Annotated in this window: 16 protein-coding genes; all 16 read right to left on the bottom strand. The window is 30.1% G+C overall.

Annotated elements, in window-relative coordinates; translation table 11 throughout:
* Nucleotides 1–32: 32 nt before the first annotated feature.
* Nucleotides 33–2,129 (bottom strand): polyribonucleotide nucleotidyltransferase, encoded by a 2,097-nt coding sequence (locus tag RDK80_RS04115; protein WP_308523563.1) that lies wholly within the window; start codon nucleotides 2,127–2,129, stop codon nucleotides 33–35.
* A 238-nt stretch (nucleotides 2,130–2,367) separates the two neighbouring features.
* Nucleotides 2,368–2,634: a 30S ribosomal protein S15 gene (rpsO, locus tag RDK80_RS04120; RefSeq protein ID WP_072972299.1), complete on the bottom strand. Its 267-nt coding sequence runs from the start codon at nucleotides 2,632–2,634 to the stop codon at nucleotides 2,368–2,370.
* 124 nt (nucleotides 2,635–2,758) lie between these two features.
* Complete coding sequence (locus RDK80_RS04125; protein WP_308523564.1) at nucleotides 2,759–3,673, bottom strand: bifunctional riboflavin kinase/FAD synthetase; 915 nt, start codon at nucleotides 3,671–3,673, stop codon at nucleotides 2,759–2,761.
* A 10-nt stretch (nucleotides 3,674–3,683) separates the two neighbouring features.
* On the bottom strand, nucleotides 3,684–4,574 hold the full coding sequence (truB, locus tag RDK80_RS04130) for a tRNA pseudouridine(55) synthase TruB (protein ID WP_308523565.1): 891 nt from the start codon (nucleotides 4,572–4,574) through the stop codon (nucleotides 3,684–3,686).
* A gap of 8 nt (nucleotides 4,575–4,582) precedes the next feature.
* A complete protein-coding gene (locus tag RDK80_RS04135) occupies nucleotides 4,583–5,554 on the bottom strand; it encodes a bifunctional oligoribonuclease/PAP phosphatase NrnA (protein WP_308523566.1) in 972 nt (323 codons plus the stop codon).
* Nucleotides 5,544–5,924 (bottom strand): 30S ribosome-binding factor RbfA, encoded by a 381-nt coding sequence (gene rbfA, locus RDK80_RS04140; protein WP_094900119.1) that lies wholly within the window; start codon nucleotides 5,922–5,924, stop codon nucleotides 5,544–5,546. Before rbfA ends, RDK80_RS04135 begins: the two co-directional genes overlap by 11 nt.
* Before the next feature lie 10 nt (nucleotides 5,925–5,934).
* The gene (gene infB, locus RDK80_RS04145; RefSeq protein WP_308523567.1) at nucleotides 5,935–8,082 is read right to left on the bottom strand and encodes a translation initiation factor IF-2; all 2,148 of its coding nucleotides are present in this window, start codon (nucleotides 8,080–8,082) and stop codon (nucleotides 5,935–5,937) included.
* A gap of 37 nt (nucleotides 8,083–8,119) precedes the next feature.
* A complete protein-coding gene (gene rnpM, locus RDK80_RS04150; RefSeq protein ID WP_094900117.1) occupies nucleotides 8,120–8,395 on the bottom strand; it encodes an RNase P modulator RnpM in 276 nt (91 codons plus the stop codon).
* 11 nt (nucleotides 8,396–8,406) lie between these two features.
* Nucleotides 8,407–9,453 (bottom strand): transcription termination factor NusA, encoded by a 1,047-nt coding sequence (gene nusA, locus RDK80_RS04155; RefSeq protein ID WP_094900116.1) that lies wholly within the window; start codon nucleotides 9,451–9,453, stop codon nucleotides 8,407–8,409.
* Nucleotides 9,454–9,466: 13 nt separating this feature from the next.
* The gene (gene rimP, locus RDK80_RS04160) at nucleotides 9,467–9,931 is read right to left on the bottom strand and encodes a ribosome maturation factor RimP (protein ID WP_256310221.1); all 465 of its coding nucleotides are present in this window, start codon (nucleotides 9,929–9,931) and stop codon (nucleotides 9,467–9,469) included.
* A gap of 136 nt (nucleotides 9,932–10,067) precedes the next feature.
* Nucleotides 10,068–14,342 (bottom strand): PolC-type DNA polymerase III, encoded by a 4,275-nt coding sequence (locus RDK80_RS04165; protein WP_308523568.1) that lies wholly within the window; start codon nucleotides 14,340–14,342, stop codon nucleotides 10,068–10,070.
* A 40-nt stretch (nucleotides 14,343–14,382) separates the two neighbouring features.
* Nucleotides 14,383–15,432: a flavodoxin-dependent (E)-4-hydroxy-3-methylbut-2-enyl-diphosphate synthase gene (ispG, locus tag RDK80_RS04170; protein WP_094900113.1), complete on the bottom strand. Its 1,050-nt coding sequence runs from the start codon at nucleotides 15,430–15,432 to the stop codon at nucleotides 14,383–14,385.
* 12 nt (nucleotides 15,433–15,444) lie between these two features.
* Nucleotides 15,445–16,452: an RIP metalloprotease RseP gene (gene rseP, locus RDK80_RS04175; RefSeq protein ID WP_308523569.1), complete on the bottom strand. Its 1,008-nt coding sequence runs from the start codon at nucleotides 16,450–16,452 to the stop codon at nucleotides 15,445–15,447.
* 18 nt (nucleotides 16,453–16,470) lie between these two features.
* Nucleotides 16,471–17,247: a phosphatidate cytidylyltransferase gene (locus tag RDK80_RS04180; RefSeq protein ID WP_094900111.1), complete on the bottom strand. Its 777-nt coding sequence runs from the start codon at nucleotides 17,245–17,247 to the stop codon at nucleotides 16,471–16,473.
* On the bottom strand, nucleotides 17,248–17,997 hold the full coding sequence (locus tag RDK80_RS04185; protein WP_308523570.1) for an isoprenyl transferase: 750 nt from the start codon (nucleotides 17,995–17,997) through the stop codon (nucleotides 17,248–17,250).
* 51 nt (nucleotides 17,998–18,048) lie between these two features.
* Entirely contained in the window at nucleotides 18,049–18,606 is a 558-nt protein-coding gene (frr, locus tag RDK80_RS04190; protein ID WP_094900110.1) for a ribosome recycling factor, read from the bottom strand.
* Nucleotides 18,607–18,608 lie beyond the last annotated feature (2 nt).

The raw sequence follows: 18,608 nt of genomic DNA on the forward strand, positions 1-18,608 counted from the left end.
ATGAACCTTATTTTGGTTCATGCATTAGTATATTACTCTTCAGTTTTAGTTTCTTCAGGTAACAGTACTTTTCTAGATAGATTTACTCTACCTTGATTGTCTATTTCCATGACTTTAACTAATATTTCATCTCCTATAGCTAATACATCCTCTACTTTATTTACTCTTTCTCTAGCTATATTAGATATATGAAGTAAACCTTCCTTACCATTTAAAACATCTACAAAAGCACCAAAACTAGTTATGCGTGTTACCTTACCTAAATAAATATCTCCTACTTCAACTTCTTTAACTATTTTATTTATCATATCCATTGCTTTTTCTCCATCTTCTTGAGTTACTGAAGCAATGAATACCTTACCATCATCGTCAATATCAATTTTTACACCTGTTTCATCGATTATCTTATTAATCATTTTACCGCCAGGCCCGATTATATCTCTTATTTTATCTGGATTTACTTGCATTGTATACATTTTTGGTGCATAAGGTGATAAATTTTCTCTTGGAATTGAAATAGTTTCAGCCATTTTATCTAGAATATAAAGTCTTCCCTTTCTAGCTTTTTCTAGAGCTTCCTCTAAAATTGGTTTATCTATTCCAGCTATTTTTATATCCATTTGTATAGCTGTAATTCCATCTTTAGTCCCAGCTACTTTAAAGTCCATATCTCCTAAATGATCTTCCATACCTTGTATATCAGAAAGAATAGCTACTTTACTATCTTCTTTTATCAATCCCATGGCTATTCCAGCTACAGGAGATTTTATAGGTACACCCGCATCTAATAAAGCTAGAGTACTCCCACAAACACTAGCTTGTGATGAAGATCCATTTGAGCTAAGAACTTCAGATACAAGTCTAATAGTATAAGGGAAAACATCTTCTGATGGTATAACTGGTTCAAGCGCCCTTTCAGCTAATGCACCATGCCCTATTTCTCTTCTTCCTGGGCCTCTTAGAGGTCTAGCATCACCAACTGAATATGGTGGGAAATTATAATGATGCATATATCTTTTAGATTCTTCCTCTCCTAATCCATCAATAACTTGGGCATCACTAATAGCACCTAAAGTAGCAATTGTTAGAACTTGAGTCTGACCTCTTGTGAACAATCCAGATCCATGAGTCCTTGGAAGTAAGCCTACATCAGTAGTAATAGGACGTATCTCATCTACTTTTCTATTATCAGGTCTCAATCCTTCTTCAAGAATTAGCCTTCTAACTTCCTCTTTTAGCATATCTTCTATTATTTCATTTATATCCTGCTCTGATTCTGGGTATTCTTCTAAAAATACATCTTTAATTTCTTTATTTACTTTATCAATATTATCTAATCTTTCTTGTTTTTCAAAAGTACTTATAGCATCAATTAATTTTTCTCTACCAAAGTCAATGATTTTTTCTTTAATTTCTTCATTCGGTTTAAATAAATTATACTCTTTTTTAGGTTTTCCTACTTCTTTTGCAATATTCTCGATAAAATTACATAGCTCTATAATCTCTTTATGTGCCGTTAAAATACCTTCTAGCATAACTTTCTCTGTAACTTCATTTGCACCTGCTTCTACCATCATTATAGCATCTTTTGTTCCTGCTACTACAAGATGAATTTCAGATTTGTCTCTTTCTTCGCTAGTTGGGTTAATAATAAATTTTCCATCTATTAGTCCTATAAGAGCTGATCCTGTAGGACCATTAAAAGGAATATCTGATATAGATAAAGCTATAGAAGAGCCTATCATTGCAACTATTTCTGGTGAATGGTCCTGATCAACAGATAAGACCGTAGCTATAACTTGTACATCATTTCTATATCCATCCGGAAATAATGGTCTAAGGGGTCTATCTATAAGCCTTGAAGTTAAAATTGCTTTTTCACTTGGTCTACCTTCTCTCTTAATAAACCCTCCAGGTATTTTCCCTACTGAATATAGTTTTTCTTCGTAATCAACACTAAGGGGAAAAAAGTCTATCCCTTCTCTTGGTTCCTTAGAAGCTGTAGTAGTCGCTAGAACCACTGTATCTCCATATTGTACCATGCAAGCACCACTAGCCTGTTCTGCCACTTTGCCTATGGTTACAGTGAGGTCTCTACCAGCTAATTTATACTGGAATTTTCTTTCCATGCAATACCTCCTTAATCTTTAATATATTTATTATATCCTTATTTAATAAAAATATCTAAAATAAGAAAAGCTTCTAACAAAATATAAAATGTAGCTTTTCTTGGCCACTGCATAAACAACTTGCACGAAATCAAAGATTTCGGCAATCTGTTTAAGACTCATTTAGGTCAAGTAATATATAATATTAAAAAATTTCCTCTTCGTTATAAATCAATAGAGCGGGATACCCCCGCTCTTATTAACCTCTGATGCCTAATTTTTCAATTAAAGAACGATATCTTTCAATATCATTATTTTGTAGATATTTTAAAAGGCCTCTTCTTTGACCTACCATTTTAAGTAATCCTCTTCTTGAATGGTGATCTTTTTTATGAGCTTTTAAATGCTCGTTTACAGAATTGATTCTGTGTGTTAAAATTGCAATTTGTACTTCTGGTGAACCTGTATCACCTTCGTGCAATTTGTAATCATTAATAATTTGTTCTTTTACTTCTTTTGTTAACATAAATAATACACCTCCAAAATTTTGATATACTCCCATAGCTGTGTAAGACGCCGAGGATACGTTAAACATAGCCATAGGTAATGTAACAATATAATAGTATCATAATAAATAATAAATGTAAATATTAATGTCTTAATTTAATCATCTCTATATCTATTTTCATTTGTTTTATCAAATCTTCTTTTGTTTGAAATTTAATATCATCTCTTAAAAATTCTAAAAACTCAATTTCTAAAGTTTTACCATATATATCTCCTTTAAAATTTAATATATAAGTCTCTACCTTCAATATATCTTCATTAAAGGTAGGATTATAACCAATATTTGTAGCAGATATATATCTATTGTTATCTATTATGGTATTAGTCATATATACTCCATTTTTAGGTATTACATAGTTATCAATAGGTTCTATATTAGCTGTTGGAAATCCTAATTTATTTCCTCTGTTTTTTCCTGGGATAACTTTTCCTATAATGGAATATGGTCTGCCTAATATATTTAAAACATCCATAATATTTCCATTAGCTATTAACTCTCTTATGCTAGAACTACTGATAATCTCATTATTTTCATAAACAGGGTCTAATACAATTACGTCTATACCATATTTTTTACCAAGCTCCATTAAGTAATTAGAATCTCCCGAAGCTTTATATCCAAATCTATAATCAAATCCAACTACAAGTAATTTTCCATTCATTTTATTTATAATGATATCTTTAACGAACTCTTGTCCAGATAATTTCATTATCTTATCATCGAAATCTAATAGATAGATAATATCTATTCCTAATTCTTCAGCAATTTTAAATTTTTGTTTATTATTGGTTATCATATTTGGCCTATTATTATCTACTATAGTTTTGGTATGACTTTTAAATAATAGAAGTGATGACTTTATACCTAACTCCTTAGACTTAGATATCATAGTTTTTATTAATTGCTGATGACCTATGTGAATGCCATCGAAATTTCCTAAAGCAATAGCTGTATTAAATCTTGTTTCATTATAGTTTAATAGATCGATAATTTCCATGTATACCACCTTATATTATTAAAACTTTGTCCATTTTCAAGTAAAATTGAGAGTCAATTCTGCTAATCTTTCCTATTCCGATAAATATATTTTTACAATAAACTCTAAGCAATTTATTAACCTTAATTTCATCTATAAGATTAAATTGTAACACAACACCATTGATTAATTTAGAATATAATTCCTCTGGAACAATAAATTCCTCTAAATGATCTAAAGCTTTATCCATAGGAACTATGATTTTTGAAACTTCTTCTAAATTCAATTTTCTAATATACTCAATACTATAAGCACTTTCAATTTTAAAACTTCCTGCACCTACTCTCAGTAAATATGACATATAACCATATGTACCCAAATCCATACCAATATCATCACATAATGTTCTTATATAAGTACCCCTAGAACATTTTGTATAAAAAATAATTTTTCTACAATCTTCTATATTCAATACTTTTTGTTCATATATTCTAATATTCCTGGGAGTACGTTCAATAGTCTTACCTTCACGTGCTAATTCATAAAGTTTCTTACCTTTATGCTTCAAAGCAGAATACATAGGTGGCAGTTGAGATACATCACCTATATATCTTGACATGGCATTGATAATATCTTCTTCACTAACGATTTTATTTGAAGAAGATATTATCTTACCATCTATATCTTGAGTATCTGTCCTAGATCCTAATGTTAATTCTCCAATATATTCCTTGTCACTATCAAGAAGATATTCTGCGATTCTAGTTCCCTTTCCTATACATAGTGGTAATACTCCCGATGCATTTGGATCTAAAGTTCCAGTGTGTCCAATTTTTTTTGTTTTTAATGTTTTTCTTAAAAGACTTACGGCATCATGTGAAGTCATTCCCTTTGGCTTAAAAAAGTTTATTATACCATTCATATAATCACCTAAAATACTTTCTCTAGTTCATTTAAAATCAATTCTTCGGCAATATCTATAGGAGAATTAATAGTACATCCTGCTGCTCTTATATGTCCTCCACCACCCAAATTAGCACAAAGGGAAGATACATCTACATATCTTTTACTTCTCATACTAACTTTTATTTCTTCTTCATTAAACTCTTTGAGTATAGTTGCAACTTCTACAGAAGCAATTTCCCTAATAAATGAAACTATGCCTTCTGTATCTTCCATTTTAGCATTGACTTCTTCAACCATACTACGAGTTATCTTTACTATAGCAACCTTATTTTCAAAATATAGCTTTAAGGTTTCAAGGGCTTTTGCAAACAACATAGTTCTCTCTATACTTCTGCTCTGGTATAAATTTATATTTATATTACCTTTGTCAATTCCTGTTCTTATTAATTCTGCAGCAATTTCATGAGTTTCTGCACTAGTATTATCATACATAAAACTACCAGTATCTGAGCTTATTGCAGTATAAATACAAGAAGCTATATCTTTATTAATAGGAATTTTTAGTCTATTTATTAGTTTATATACTAATTCACCAGTTGCAGCTGCATTGCTATCTACAATATTTATATGTCCAAAATTAATATTGCTAATATGATGATCAATATTAATAATTGTTTTAGCTTGATTCAATAAATCTTTATTTTTTCCTAATCTACTTTCATCACTAGTATCTAGAGTAATCAAAAGATCTATATTATCATCATGGTTATACTCATTAATTATATTTATATTTGGAAGAAATAAAAAATCCGAGGGAATCTCATCAGTTTTAAGTATAAAAACTCTTTCTTTTATATATTTGAGGGCCATCCATAAGGCAAGTATTGAGCCTATATTATCACCATCTGGCTGAACATGTGAAACAATATAAATATTTTCACTTTCTTGAATTTGTTTGATTGCTAAATCAAATAAATTTTCAATATTATTCATCATATTTCTCTTCCTCATATACATTAGAGTCCTTATTTACTTCTTCAATTAATTTAGACATATAAATACCTTGCTCTATAGACTCATCTAAAACAAAGATTGGCTCAGGAGCATATCTTAAATCTATTCTACTACTTATTTCTTTTCTAATAAATCCTTTTGCACTTTCTAGTCCCAATAGAGTGTTTTCTTTTTCTTCTTTATTTCCAAATACTGAGACATAAATCTTTGCGTATCTTAAATCTCTAGTTACTTCCACCTTTGTTATAGTTGTCATGGAATTAACTCTTGGATCTTTAAGTCCATTATAAATCAGTTCTGAAACCACCCTTTTTACTTCTTCGGAAATTCGATTGAGTCTTTTATTGTTCATTTTTTCACCTCTATTTCTCGACTTCTTTTAGAACGTAAGCTTCTAATAAGTCTCCTTCTTTTATATCATTATAATTTTCTAATCCTAATCCTGCTTCATATCCTGATAGTACTTCTCTTGCATCATCTTTAAATCTTTTTAAAGATGATACCCCACCTTCAAATATAACAATATCATTTCTAAGAAGTCTTATCTTCCCATTTCTAGCTATTTTTCCATCTAATACATAAATACCAGCTATAGTGCTTCCATTAGGTAATCTAAATGTAGCCCTAACCTCAGCTCTTCCTATTACTTCTTCAACAATTTTTGGTGCATGCATACCTTTAATTGCGGCTTGAATATCTTCGATTGCCTCATAAATTACTCTATATGTTCTAACATCTACTTTTTCTCTTTTAGCTACTTCTATAGCGTTTAAATTAGGTCTAACATTAAAGCCAACAACAATAGCATTAGATGCAGAGGCAAGCATAATATCAGATTCAGTAATTCCTCCTACACCACCATGGATAATATTAGTTTTAACTTCATCAGTATTAAGTTTTTCAAGGGACTGCCTTAATGCTTCAATAGAACCTCTAACGTCGCCTTTTATAATAATATTTAAATCTTTAATCTCACCTAATTTTATTCTTTCAAATAAATCATCTAAAGATACTTTTTGGTCAGATTTCATTTGTTCTGCTCGCACGATTTCCTTATGTTTCTCACCTAATGATCTAGCAGTTTTTTCATCATTTACTGCATACAATAAATCTCCTGCATTTGGAACCTCAGATAATCCGAGTATTACTACAGGCGTTGATGGACCAGCTTTTTTAACTCTCTTGCCTTTATCATCAAGCATTGCTCTCACTCTACCAAAGGAAGAACCAGAAACAACCATATCTCCAACTTCCAAAGTTCCTTTTTGAACTAATACAGTAGCTAATGGTCCTTTTCCTTTATCAAGTTGAGCTTCTACAATTGTACCCACTGCATTCCTATTTGGATTAGCTTTTAACTCTTGCATTTCTGCAACAAGTAATATCATTTCAAGCAACTCTTCTATTCCTTGACGATTTTTGGCTGATACTGGCACTGTTATGGTGTCCCCGCCCCAATCCTCTGGAACTAAAGCATTCTCTACTAATTCTTGTTTGATTCTATCTATATTGGCTGTAGGTTTATCCATTTTATTAATTGCTACGATTATTGGAACCTTAGCAGCCTTAGCATGATTTATTGCTTCTATGGTTTGAGGCATAACTCCATCATCAGCTGCTACGACTAATATGGCAATGTCTGTCACTTGTGCACCTCTAGCACGCATAGACGTAAAAGCTTCGTGACCTGGTGTATCTAAGAAACATATTTTTCTGTTATTAATATTCACAGCATAAGCACCTATATGCTGTGTAATTCCTCCAGCTTCAGATTTTGTAACACTAGTTTCTTTAATAGCATCTAGTAAAGAGGTTTTACCATGGTCTACGTGTCCCATTACCGTTACTATAGGAGCTCTAGATTTTAAATCTTCTGGATTATCTTCATAATCTAAATTAAATTCATCTTCTATTAATTCTTGACTTTCTTTAGAAGCTTCTTTTATCGTTAACTCAATACCAAATTCTTCAGCAACTATAATCGCTATATCAGAATCTATTGATTGATTTTGGTTTACCATTACTCCTAACCCTATTAATTTAGAAATTATTTGTGATGGACTTACACCTATTTTATCAGCTAAATCTTTTACAATGATATTATCTTCGATTTCTATAACAACCTCATTCCCTTCTTTACTAATTATAGTATTTTCTTTACCCATACTATTATTCTTCACTTTATTTTTATTTCTTTGTTTCTTATTCCTTTGTTTTGTATTATCCCTATTTTCTATTTCTTTAACAATTTTTTCATCTTCTTCGACATCTCTTTTACTGCTAATCTTGTTACTATCTTTTATATTTTCATCAATATCATCAAACTTTTCACCAACTATGTTTTCCTCTTCTTCCTCTGATAATAATGATTTTATTATCCTTGCATCTTCATCTTCTAAAGCACTCATATGATTGCTTACAGTTATGTCTAAACTAGCAATTTTTTCAATTAAATCTTTGCTGCTAATTCCTAATTCCCTAGCCAATTCATATACTCTAATTTTTTTCATATTATATACCCCCTATCATATTAAAAGGTGATATTTCTTATTTTCCCAATTTTGATTGAATTATATCTTTTAAACTTTCATATACATCGTTTGGTACTTCAACTTCTAAAGTTCTAGATAGTTTTTTACCTTTCTGTGCAAGTTCTAAACACTCAAGATTGGAGCATATATATGCTCCACGTCCATTCATTTTACCAGTTATATCAATACTTACTTCTTTTTCATTATTTCTTACAACTCTTATTAATTCTTTCTTTGGTTTGCCTTCACCACAAGCAATGCATTTTCTTAGAGGAATCTTTTTCTTTTTCAAATAATCACCTCTTATTGATTTTCTTGATTATATTGTGACTCAGATTTTATATCTATTTTCCAATTTGTTAATTTTGCTGCTAATCTTGCATTTTGACCTTCTTTACCTATAGCTAAGGAAAGTTGATAATCTGGTACTACTACAACAGCGGACTTTTCTTTTTCATTAGTTATAACATTTAATACTTTAGAAGGACTTAAACTGTTTGCAATAAATTCTCCTATATCTTTACTCCAAATTACAATATCTATTTTTTCACCTTTTAATTCATCTACTATTACTTTTACTCTACTTCCTTTAAAACCTACACATGAGCCAAGAGGATCTACATTGGAATCTTTAGAGAAAACTGAAATCTTTGTTCTAGAACCGGCTTCTCTAGATATAGAATATATTTCAACTATTCCATCATTGATTTCTGGAACCTCTAACTCAAATAGTCTCTTCACAAGATTAGGATGTGATCTAGATAATATTATCTGAGGTCCTTTCGTTGTCTTTTTGACCTCTGATATAAGTAATTTTAACCTATCTCCTTGATTATACTCTTCACCTTCCATTTGCTCAGAAGGTGGCAATATCCCCTCAGTCTTTCCTAAATCTATATATACATTATTTTTACTAATTCGCTGAACTAATCCAGTAATTATCTCATTCTCTCTATTTATAAATTCATCATAAATTACATCTCTTTCTGCATCTCTTATTCTTTGAATAACTACTTGTTTAGCAGTTTGAGCTGCTATCCTGCCGAAATCCTTTGGGGTGATTTCTACTTTTAAAATATCTCCAGTCTGAAATCTATCATCAATTTCTTTTGCATCTTCTAAGCTTATTTCAAGGTATTCATTTTCTACTATATCCACTACTTCTTTTAATGCCAACACTTTTACCTTCCCAGTTTCTCTATCCATTTCAACTTCAACATTTTGGGATGCATTGAAGTTTTTCTTATAGCTAGAGATAAGTGCCGACTCAAGAGCATCAAATATTACATCTTTAGAAATGCCCTTCTCTTTTTCAATTTCACGAAGGGCATCAATAAAATCTCCATTCATTCATTAAACCTCCTTAAAATTTAACTGCCAATTTAATTAAAGCAATGCCTTCCTTAGGTATTGTAACAATTTCATTAATCTCTGTTCTTATTACAATTGTTTTTTCCTCATAATCCTCTAGAATACCTTCTATTATCTTTTTACCCTTCAGTGGCTCATATAATTTTATTTCAATTTCTTTTCCTAGATTTCTTTTCAAATCCTTATCATTCTTTAGAGGTCTATCTAATCCTGGAGATGAAACCTCTAAATAATATGGCGTAGTGATAGGATCTTTCTCGTCTAGTTTATCACTTAATAATTGACTTACCTTTTGACAATCATCTAAGTTTATTCCGCCTGGCTTATCAAGATATACTCTTAGAAAATAATTTGAACCCTCTTTTAAAAATTCTACATCTACTAACTCATATCCTAACTCATCTGCTAACTGCTCACATATTTCTTTGACAATACTTATTATGCCTTTTCTATTCAATCAATTCACCTCCATAAATGTTTACTTAATATTATGCAAGAACAATATCAATAAAAAATCAAGAGTGGGTTAACCCACTCTTTCCCAGAAAAAATTCATTTTTGTCAAATTAATTATATCATAAATTAAGGAAAAATCAAATATTAAAAAGGCTTATTTGATTACTTAATGGCAAATCACCTAAACAACCATGATTAGTTAATACTTCTAATACAGGTTTACTTACTTTGCCACGATTAACTAAGTCTTCTATAGATATAAATCTAGAGATATTTCTTTCTTCGACAATTTTTCTGGCTACATTTTCACCAAGACCTTCTAGGCTTTTAAGTGGTGGTAGAATCCCATTTTCATCAATTATAAATCTATCACTATCTGATTTGTAAATATCTACATTTTGGATATTATAACCCCTTGCATACATTTCTAAAACAACTTCTAGAACTGTTAGTAAATTCTTTTCCTTTGCGGTCATATTATTTCCTAGTTTTTCTAATTCCTGAATCTTGTTTTTAACAGTTTCTTTACCTTTAATAACTAAATCTGCATCGAAATCATTGGCCTTAATAGTAAAGTAAGTGGCATAAAACGTTTCAGGAAAATATACTTTAAAATAGGCTATTCTAAAAGACATCATAACATAAGCAGCAGCATGAGCTTTGGGAAACATATATTTAATTTTATTACAAGACTCTATGTACCATTCCGGCACATTTAAACTTCTCATTTCCTCTTCATCTTCCTTAGATAAGCCTTTCCCTTTTCTAACCTTTTCCATGATTTTAAAGGATTTCTTCTTATCCATCCCTGAGTTAATTAAGTTTAACATTATATCTTCTCTAGTAGAAATTACCTTGCTTAATGGTGCAATATTTTCTTTAACAAGGCTTTGAGCATTATTTATCCATACATCTGTACCATGAGATAATCCACTAATTCTTACTAGTTCGGAAAAGGTACTAGGCTTGGTATCAATAAGCATTTGTCTTAAAAATTTTGTACCGAATTCAGGTATTCCTAAAGTTCCTACTTCACAATTTATATCATCTTTAGTTATTCCTAATGATTCAGTACTGGTAAACAACTTCATAGTCTTTGGCTCGTCTAGAGGGATTTTAGTAGGATCAACTCCCGTTAGGTCACCGAGCATTCTGATTATAGTAGGCACATCGTGCCCAAGAATATCTAACTTTAATATTCTTCCACTAATAGCATTATAATCAAAATGAGTTGTTATTACACCTGACTTTTTATCATCTGCAGGATATTGAATGGGAGTGAAATCCAAAATATCCTTATATTTTGGAACAATCATAACTCCACCAGGATGTTGACCTGAAGTCCTTTTGATTCCAGTACACCCTTGAACTAGTCTATTAATCTCGGCCACATTGACACTTATATCTCTTTCTTCAAAATATTTTTTAACAAATCCATATGCAGTTTTTTCAGCAATTGTTCCAATAGTTCCTGCTCTAAAAACATAACCTTCTCCGAAAAGTTCTTCAGTGTACTTATGTGCTACAGACTGATATTCTCCTGCAAAATTTAAGTCAATATCTGGCTCTTTATCACCTTCAAATCCTAAAAAGACTTCAAATGGAATATCATGACCATCTTTGTTCAATTTAACTTGGCATTTAGGACAGATTTTATGTGGAAGATCTGCACCAGAAGCTATAGATCCATCATTAAAAAATTCACTATATTTACAATTAGGACAGACATAATGTGGAACCAATGGATTTACTTCTGTAATACCACTCATTGTAGCTACAAAAGATGAGCCTACTGAGCCCCTAGAACCTACTAAATATCCATCTTCTAAAGATTTCCAAACAAGTTTCTGTGCAATTATATACATAACAGCATAACCATTTTTCATTATAGAACCAAGTTCCCTTTCCAAACGTTTTTCCACAATTTCTGGCAAAGGATTGCCGTATACTTCTACTGCTTTATCATATGTTATCCTTCTTAATTCTTCTTCAGCACCTTCAATGACTGGTGGAAAAGTTCCTTCTGGGATTGGTAATATTTCCTCTATCATATCATTTATCAAATTAGTGTTTTTTATAACTACTTCTTCTGCAATTTCCTTACCAAAGTATGAAAATTCTTCTAGCATCTCTTCGGTGGTTCTAAAATATAAAGGCGGCTGAATATCTGCATCTTGAAATTTTTGACCTGACATTAGTATTCTTCTATATATCTCATCTTCTGGATCTAGAAAATGTACATCTCCAGTTGCTACAACAGGCTTTTTATTCTCTTTTCCCAATTTATATATTTTTTTATTTATTTCTCTCAACTGATTCTTATCTTTTACTATTCCTTCCCTAACTAAATACATATTATTTTCAATTGGTTGAATTTCTAAATAATCATAAAACTTTACAATTTTTCTTATTTCATTTAGGCTTCTATTTTTTATTATTGCTTTATATAATTCTCCTGCCTCACATGCACTACCAATTATTAGACCTTCTCTATTTGCTTCTATAAGAGATTTTGGAATTCTCGGTCTTCTATGGAAATAGTTTATATGTGACTCTGATACTAATTTATATAAATTTTTAAGACCAATTAAATTTTTAGCTAATATAATTATATGAAAGCTTTCATCCTTTGAAAAATCCTTTCTAGAATTTAAAGTATTTATCTGTCTAAAGTTTATTATATTTCTTTCTTTTAAAATATCTAATATCTTAAGAAATATTTTAGCTGTAGCAGTAGCATCATCTACAGCCCTATGATGATTAACTAAATCTACATTCAGGTGTTTAGCCACAAGATTCAATTTATGGCTCTTCAAAGATGGAAACACCGCTCTAGATAACTCCAATGTATCTAGTACTGGATTGTTTAGTTCTATATTGACCAGCTTCATCTTTTCTCTAATGAATCCCATATCAAAAGAAGCGTTATGTGCAACTAAAACATCGTCTCCAATAAATTTTACAAAATCTAAAATTACATCTTTAATAATTGGCTTGTCTTTTACCATATTATCTGTAATACCTGTAATGTTGATAATTAATTCTGGTATTGGTCTTTCAGGATTTATTAACTGACTATAAGTATCTATAATTTCTCCATCTCTAATTTTAACAGCACCAATCTCCGTTATCATATCATTTATAGCAGATAATCCAGTAGTCTCTATATCAAAAACTATATAAGTTGAATAATCTTTATTTTCATCAAAATTGGTTATTATTTCTTTCTTATCATTTATTAAATAGCCTTCCATACCATATATCATTTTTATACCTAATGATTTACTCAGAACCATGGCTTCTGGAAAGCTTTGAACAATACCATGATCAGTTATAGCCAACGCTTTATGTCCCCATTCTTTAGCTCTAGTTGCGATTTTTTTCAGTGGCGTAACTCCATCCATCGAACTCATTTGTGTATGAAGATGTAATTCCACTCTTTTTTCCTCTGTATTATCTTTTTTTCCGGATTTATCAATTTTATTAAGTGATTTCAGTATTATTACTGTACTCTTAGAGTAGTTATCAAACATTACATCTCCTTCAATTTTTATATGAGAATCATTTGCTACATTTATAAGAAACTCAGATGTTTGTTCTTCTGATAAAAATACTTTCACAGTAATAGAGTCTGTAAGATCTGAGACATAGAATGTGACTAGGGTCTTATTGTCTCTAATTTCTCTGGTTTCAAGTTGAAAAACTATACCTTCTATTACACAAGAGCCAGTTTTCATATTAATATCTCTTACTTTAATAGGTGAATCTTTTATTTCTTTTCCATAGATATAATACTTATTAGGCCTGTTTGAGCTATTATTAAAGGAATTGGTTTTAGAACTTTCAGCTATATTGATAATAGCATCCTTTGCAATTTCTTTTTCTTCAACACTCTTTTGATCAAGAAAGCCTTCCGCTTCCATAAATTGATGCTCAGAAATTTTGATGTCTATATTTAAATCTATTTCTTCTAAAATTGCATTTTTAATTTTTTCTATAATTTCATTTTTTTCTAGTGAGTGATATGCTACCTCATTCGGCGGAAAAATTACAAGGGAGTCATTAATGATCTCCCATTTTAAACCTTTAATCCAAGAATTACTAGACTCAATTTCCAATTTAATAATTTCTAGAATATTGTCTTCATAAAACTTTATCTTGTCTTCAATGCTTCCTATGACATTATATCTAAATCTTATCTGTACTTTAAATTGAGTAAACTTATCTTTGAAAACTTTATTTATTTTATTAGATATTATATTATTAATTAAGATAGAAGATTCAAGGTATACTATTAAGGTCATTGTTTTTTTTAATATCTGAATTTTATTAATGATAATTTTTAAGTTCCTAATATCCTCTAGTCCTTTTTTTGTAATAAATTCTGAAAGATATAGTTGATTATTCTTCATGTATAATTTATCCCCCTTCTCCTCCTGGGATATGAATATATTATAACTTTTCTATTTCTTTTAATAATTCATCAAGTAAATTTTCTTCTCTCACCTTTTTTATTATTTCACCTTTTCTAAAAATAAGTCCTTCACCTTTTCCTCCAGCTATTCCTATATCTGCTTCCCTAGCTTCTCCAGGACCATTTACTGCACATCCCATTATAGCAACTTTTATATGTTTATTAATTCCTTCAAGCCTTTTTTCAGCCTCTTCTACTATATTAATTAAATCAATATTTGTTCTTCCACAAGTAGGACATGATATTATTTCTAAGCCTTCATTCAGTAGGTTAAGGGATTTAAGAATTTCTCTACCTACTTTTACTTCTTCTACAGGGTCACCTGTCAAAGATATTCTTACTGTATCTCCTATACCCATTGACAACAAAGCACCTATTCCAACAGAGGATTTAACAGTTCCCCTCCAAATTGGTCCAGCTTCAGTTATTCCTAAATGTAACGGATAATCTACCATATTAGACATCTTTTCATATGCTTTAATAGTAAGAGGTACGTTACTTGCTTTTAAAGAAATTTTTATATCATAGAAATCCATATCTTCTAATAATCTGATTTGTTCTAAAGCGCTATAAACCATAGAATCCTCATTTACACCATTATACTTTTCTAAAAACTCCTTCTTTAGAGAACCAGCATTTACTCCAACCCTAATAGAGATATTATTTTCTTTACAGGCTTTTACAACTTCTTTGACTTTGTCTAAAGAACCTATATTTCCTGGGTTTAACCTTAGTCCATCAGTTCCATACTTAATAGATTCTAAGGCTAATCTATAGTCATACTGAATATCAGCAATTATTGGAATATTAATTTGTCTTTTTATCTCTTTTATAGCCTTTGCATCTTCCAAATCCGTAATAGCAGATCTAATAATGTCGCAACCTGCATCCTCTAATTTTTTTATTTGACTAATAGTAGAAACAATATCTTTTGTCAATGTATTAGTCATAGATTGAATTGAAATAGGGTTGTCTCCACCAATTAGTACATTACCAACTTTGATTACCTTAGTTTTTTTTCTAATCAATTTTATCACCTACTAAAAAATATTAAATTTGAGTATATCTCTATAAGTTACTAATAACATTAGTGATATCAATAGAACAAAGCCAACAAAATGTATGAATCCCTCTTTTTCTGGAGCTATTGGTTTTCCTCTGACCAATTCTATTAACAAAAATACTATCCTACTTCCATCTAATGCTGGTATAGGAAGTAAATTGAAGAAGCCTAAGTTAATGCTAATAAAACCTAAGATATAGAGTAGATTATATACTCCAAGTTTTGCAGCTGCTCCTACTTCATGAATTACACCAACGGGACCTGATAAATGCTTAATTCCAACTTTACCTTTGAATATCATTCCTACGAAATCAAACATTAATCCTAGAAACATTAAAGTTTTTTCAAATCCACCTTTTATAGCTAAGGATATAGACTTTTCATATTTAGGTGCTATACCAATTATAGTTCTTCCTTCTTCATCAACTGTAGGTTTAACCATAAGTTTTTTTACTTGACCATCTCTTTCAACTTGTATTTCCATCTCTTTATTAGGGTCAGAGTTGTTTATGGAGTTAGCTATAGATTCCCAGTTATTTGTTTCTATACCATTTATGCTAATTATAACATCATTTGATATTAATCCACTTTTCTCTGCAGGTGAATCTGGCAATGCCTTATCTACTATATTTATTGGCATACCTATTCCGTAAGAAACAATGGCTAATATAACAATTGCTAAGATGAAATTCATAATTGCTCCTGCTGCTACAACTGCTATTCTTGACAATGCAGAAACCTTATTGAAACCTTTAGGATCGTCAGAAACTTCATCTTCACCTTCCATTTTTACATATCCACCAATTGGTAATGCTCTTAAAGTATATTCAGTTTCTCCTTTTTTCTTTTGAAATAATTTAGGCCCCATGCCTATAGAAAATTCATTAACTTTAATTCCTACAATTTTGGCTACGGCAAAGTGACCAAATTCATGTACTAATATTACCATCAAAAAAACAAATATTGCTGATACCGCTGTTAACATTTAAACACCACCTATATTTTAAATTAAAAAGATACTAATATAGTAGTATATTACTGGGACAGTAAAAATTATACTATCAAATCTATCTAATACACCACCATGTCCAGGCATTATAGACCCATAATCCTTTATTCCACAAATTCTCTTTATTTTTGAAGCCGCTAAATCTCCTAATTGAGCTATTACTGAGCAAACAATAGAAAGTAGAATAATTTTCCACATAGGATTTAAATTAAAGTATATTGAATATATGATAAGTAAAATAGTACTACCTAATATACCTCCTATAGATCCTTCTATTGTTTTCTTAGGGCTGATTTTAGGGCATAATTTTCTTTTTCCAAATAAATTCCCTGCTATATATGCAAATGTATCTGTACCAAATGCTATAATAAAAACTAGCCAAATATACTTACTATTATCTAAATATATAATATGAAAAAGCAAAAACGGAATATATGCTATTCCCAAAAGAGTTATTGATATATCCTCTATAGATATATTTTTATTAGTAATAAATAAGATAAGTAAAGTAATAATAAGTAAAGTAATAATAAGTCCTAAATATTTATTTTCTAACATAATATTTATAAACAATCCAGTTACTCCTAAATATCCTATTAGATAAATAGGCTTAATATTAACTTTCTCTATAGCCTTATAAAATTCTCTTAAACCAATTATCGAAACTATATAAACAGCAAAAGATAACAAATATCCTCCCTTTGAGACAATGAAAATTAATAGGATTAAACCAACTAAGCCACTAAAGAATCTCTTGCTTAAATCTTTCACTTATATTCCTCCAAATCTTCTATTTCTTTTTTGATAATCAATAATGGATAATAATAAATGTTTTTCTGTAAAGTCTGGCCATAGTATATCATAAAAGCAAAATTCTGTATAAGCTATTTGATATAACATAAAATTACTAAGTCTAAGTTCTCCACTTGGTCTAATAAGCAAATCAGGATCAGGTTGCCCTTTTGTATAAAGATAATTGGAAAAGTTAGTCTCATTTAAATCATCTATATTAATTTTACCCATTTCTATATCAATTAAAATGTTTTTAATTCCAAATATTATTTCATCTCTTCCACCATAGTTTAGTCCAATATTTAATATCATTCCAGTATTTTGGGATGTAGTTCTCATGGTTTTTATTACTTCATCTTTAGCATACTTTGGTAATTTTTCAATATCTCCCATAATTTGTACTTTGACATTATTCTTATGTAATTTATCTAATTCTCGCATTATATATTGGACTAAAATTTTCATCAAGCCTTGTACTTCCTCCGGAGGCCTCTTCCAATTTTCTGTTGAAAAAGCATAAAGTGATAAATGTTTTATCCCCAAATTAGAGGCAGCTCCAACAATTTCAATTACTCTTTCCATTCCTTCTTGATGACCGAAATTTCTTGGTAAAAATCTTTTTTTTGCCCATCTACCATTTCCATCCATAATTATTGCAACATGTTTCGGAAGATTTATCATATCAATTTGAGATTTAAGTTGTTCTATTGTTTGATTAATATCTGCCACATATATCACCTCATCACTAAAAACCCCTTCCTATGAAGAAGGGGTTTCTTATTATATTTCCATTAATTCGTCTTCTTTTTTCTTTGTTACTGCATCTAATTCTTCAATAAATTTATCAGTTATTTTTTGGATTTCAGCTTCTGCTAATTTTTTGTCATCTTCACTAATTTCTTTGTTTTTTTCCATCTTTTTTAATTGTTCATTTAGGTCTCTTCTTATATTTCTAATAGCAACTTTAGCATTTTCTCCATTTTTCTTAACTACTTTTGTTAATTCTTTTCTTCTTTCCTCAGTTAGCGCAGGAATCAGCAATCTGATTACTTTACCATCATTTGATGGATTTAGACCTAAATCAGATTTTAATATTTCTTTTTCGATTACCGGTATCAATTTTACATCCCAAGGTTGAATGACTAACATTCTTGGTTCTGGAGCTGAAACACTTCCTACTTGTTTTAAAGGTGTTATCTGTCCATAGTAATCTACTGTGATTTTGTCAAGTAATGACGGGTTTGCTCTCCCTGCTCTAATGCTTTGTAACTCTTCTTTGTAAACCGAAATAGTCTTTTTCATCTTTTCTTCTGCTTCTTTGTAAAGTCCAGTATACATAA

Origin of the sequence: uncultured Tissierella sp., from assembly GCF_902479755.1 — a bacterium.
GTDB lineage: Bacteria > Bacillota > Clostridia > Tissierellales > Tissierellaceae > Tissierella > Tissierella carlieri.

Coding starts and splice junctions, on each gene's coding strand:
- RDK80_RS04115 (WP_308523563.1), bottom strand. CDS start 2,129: ATGGAAAGAAAATTCCAGTATAAATTAGCTGGTAGAGACCTCACTGTA.
- rpsO (WP_072972299.1), bottom strand. CDS start 2,634: ATGTTAACAAAAGAAGTAAAAGAACAAATTATTAATGATTACAAATTG.
- RDK80_RS04125 (WP_308523564.1), bottom strand. CDS start 3,673: ATGGAAATTATCGATCTATTAAACTATAATGAAACAAGATTTAATACA.
- truB (WP_308523565.1), bottom strand. CDS start 4,574: ATGAATGGTATAATAAACTTTTTTAAGCCAAAGGGAATGACTTCACAT.
- RDK80_RS04135 (WP_308523566.1), bottom strand. CDS start 5,554: ATGATGAATAATATTGAAAATTTATTTGATTTAGCAATCAAACAAATT.
- rbfA (WP_094900119.1), bottom strand. CDS start 5,924: ATGAACAATAAAAGACTCAATCGAATTTCCGAAGAAGTAAAAAGGGTG.
- infB (WP_308523567.1), bottom strand. CDS start 8,082: ATGAAAAAAATTAGAGTATATGAATTGGCTAGGGAATTAGGAATTAGC.
- nusA (WP_094900116.1), bottom strand. CDS start 9,453: ATGAATGGAGATTTTATTGATGCCCTTCGTGAAATTGAAAAAGAGAAG.
- RDK80_RS04165 (WP_308523568.1), bottom strand. CDS start 14,342: ATGAAGAATAATCAACTATATCTTTCAGAATTTATTACAAAAAAAGGA.
- rseP (WP_308523569.1), bottom strand. CDS start 16,452: ATGTTAACAGCGGTATCAGCAATATTTGTTTTTTTGATGGTAATATTA.
- frr (WP_094900110.1), bottom strand. CDS start 18,606: ATGTATACTGGACTTTACAAAGAAGCAGAAGAAAAGATGAAAAAGACT.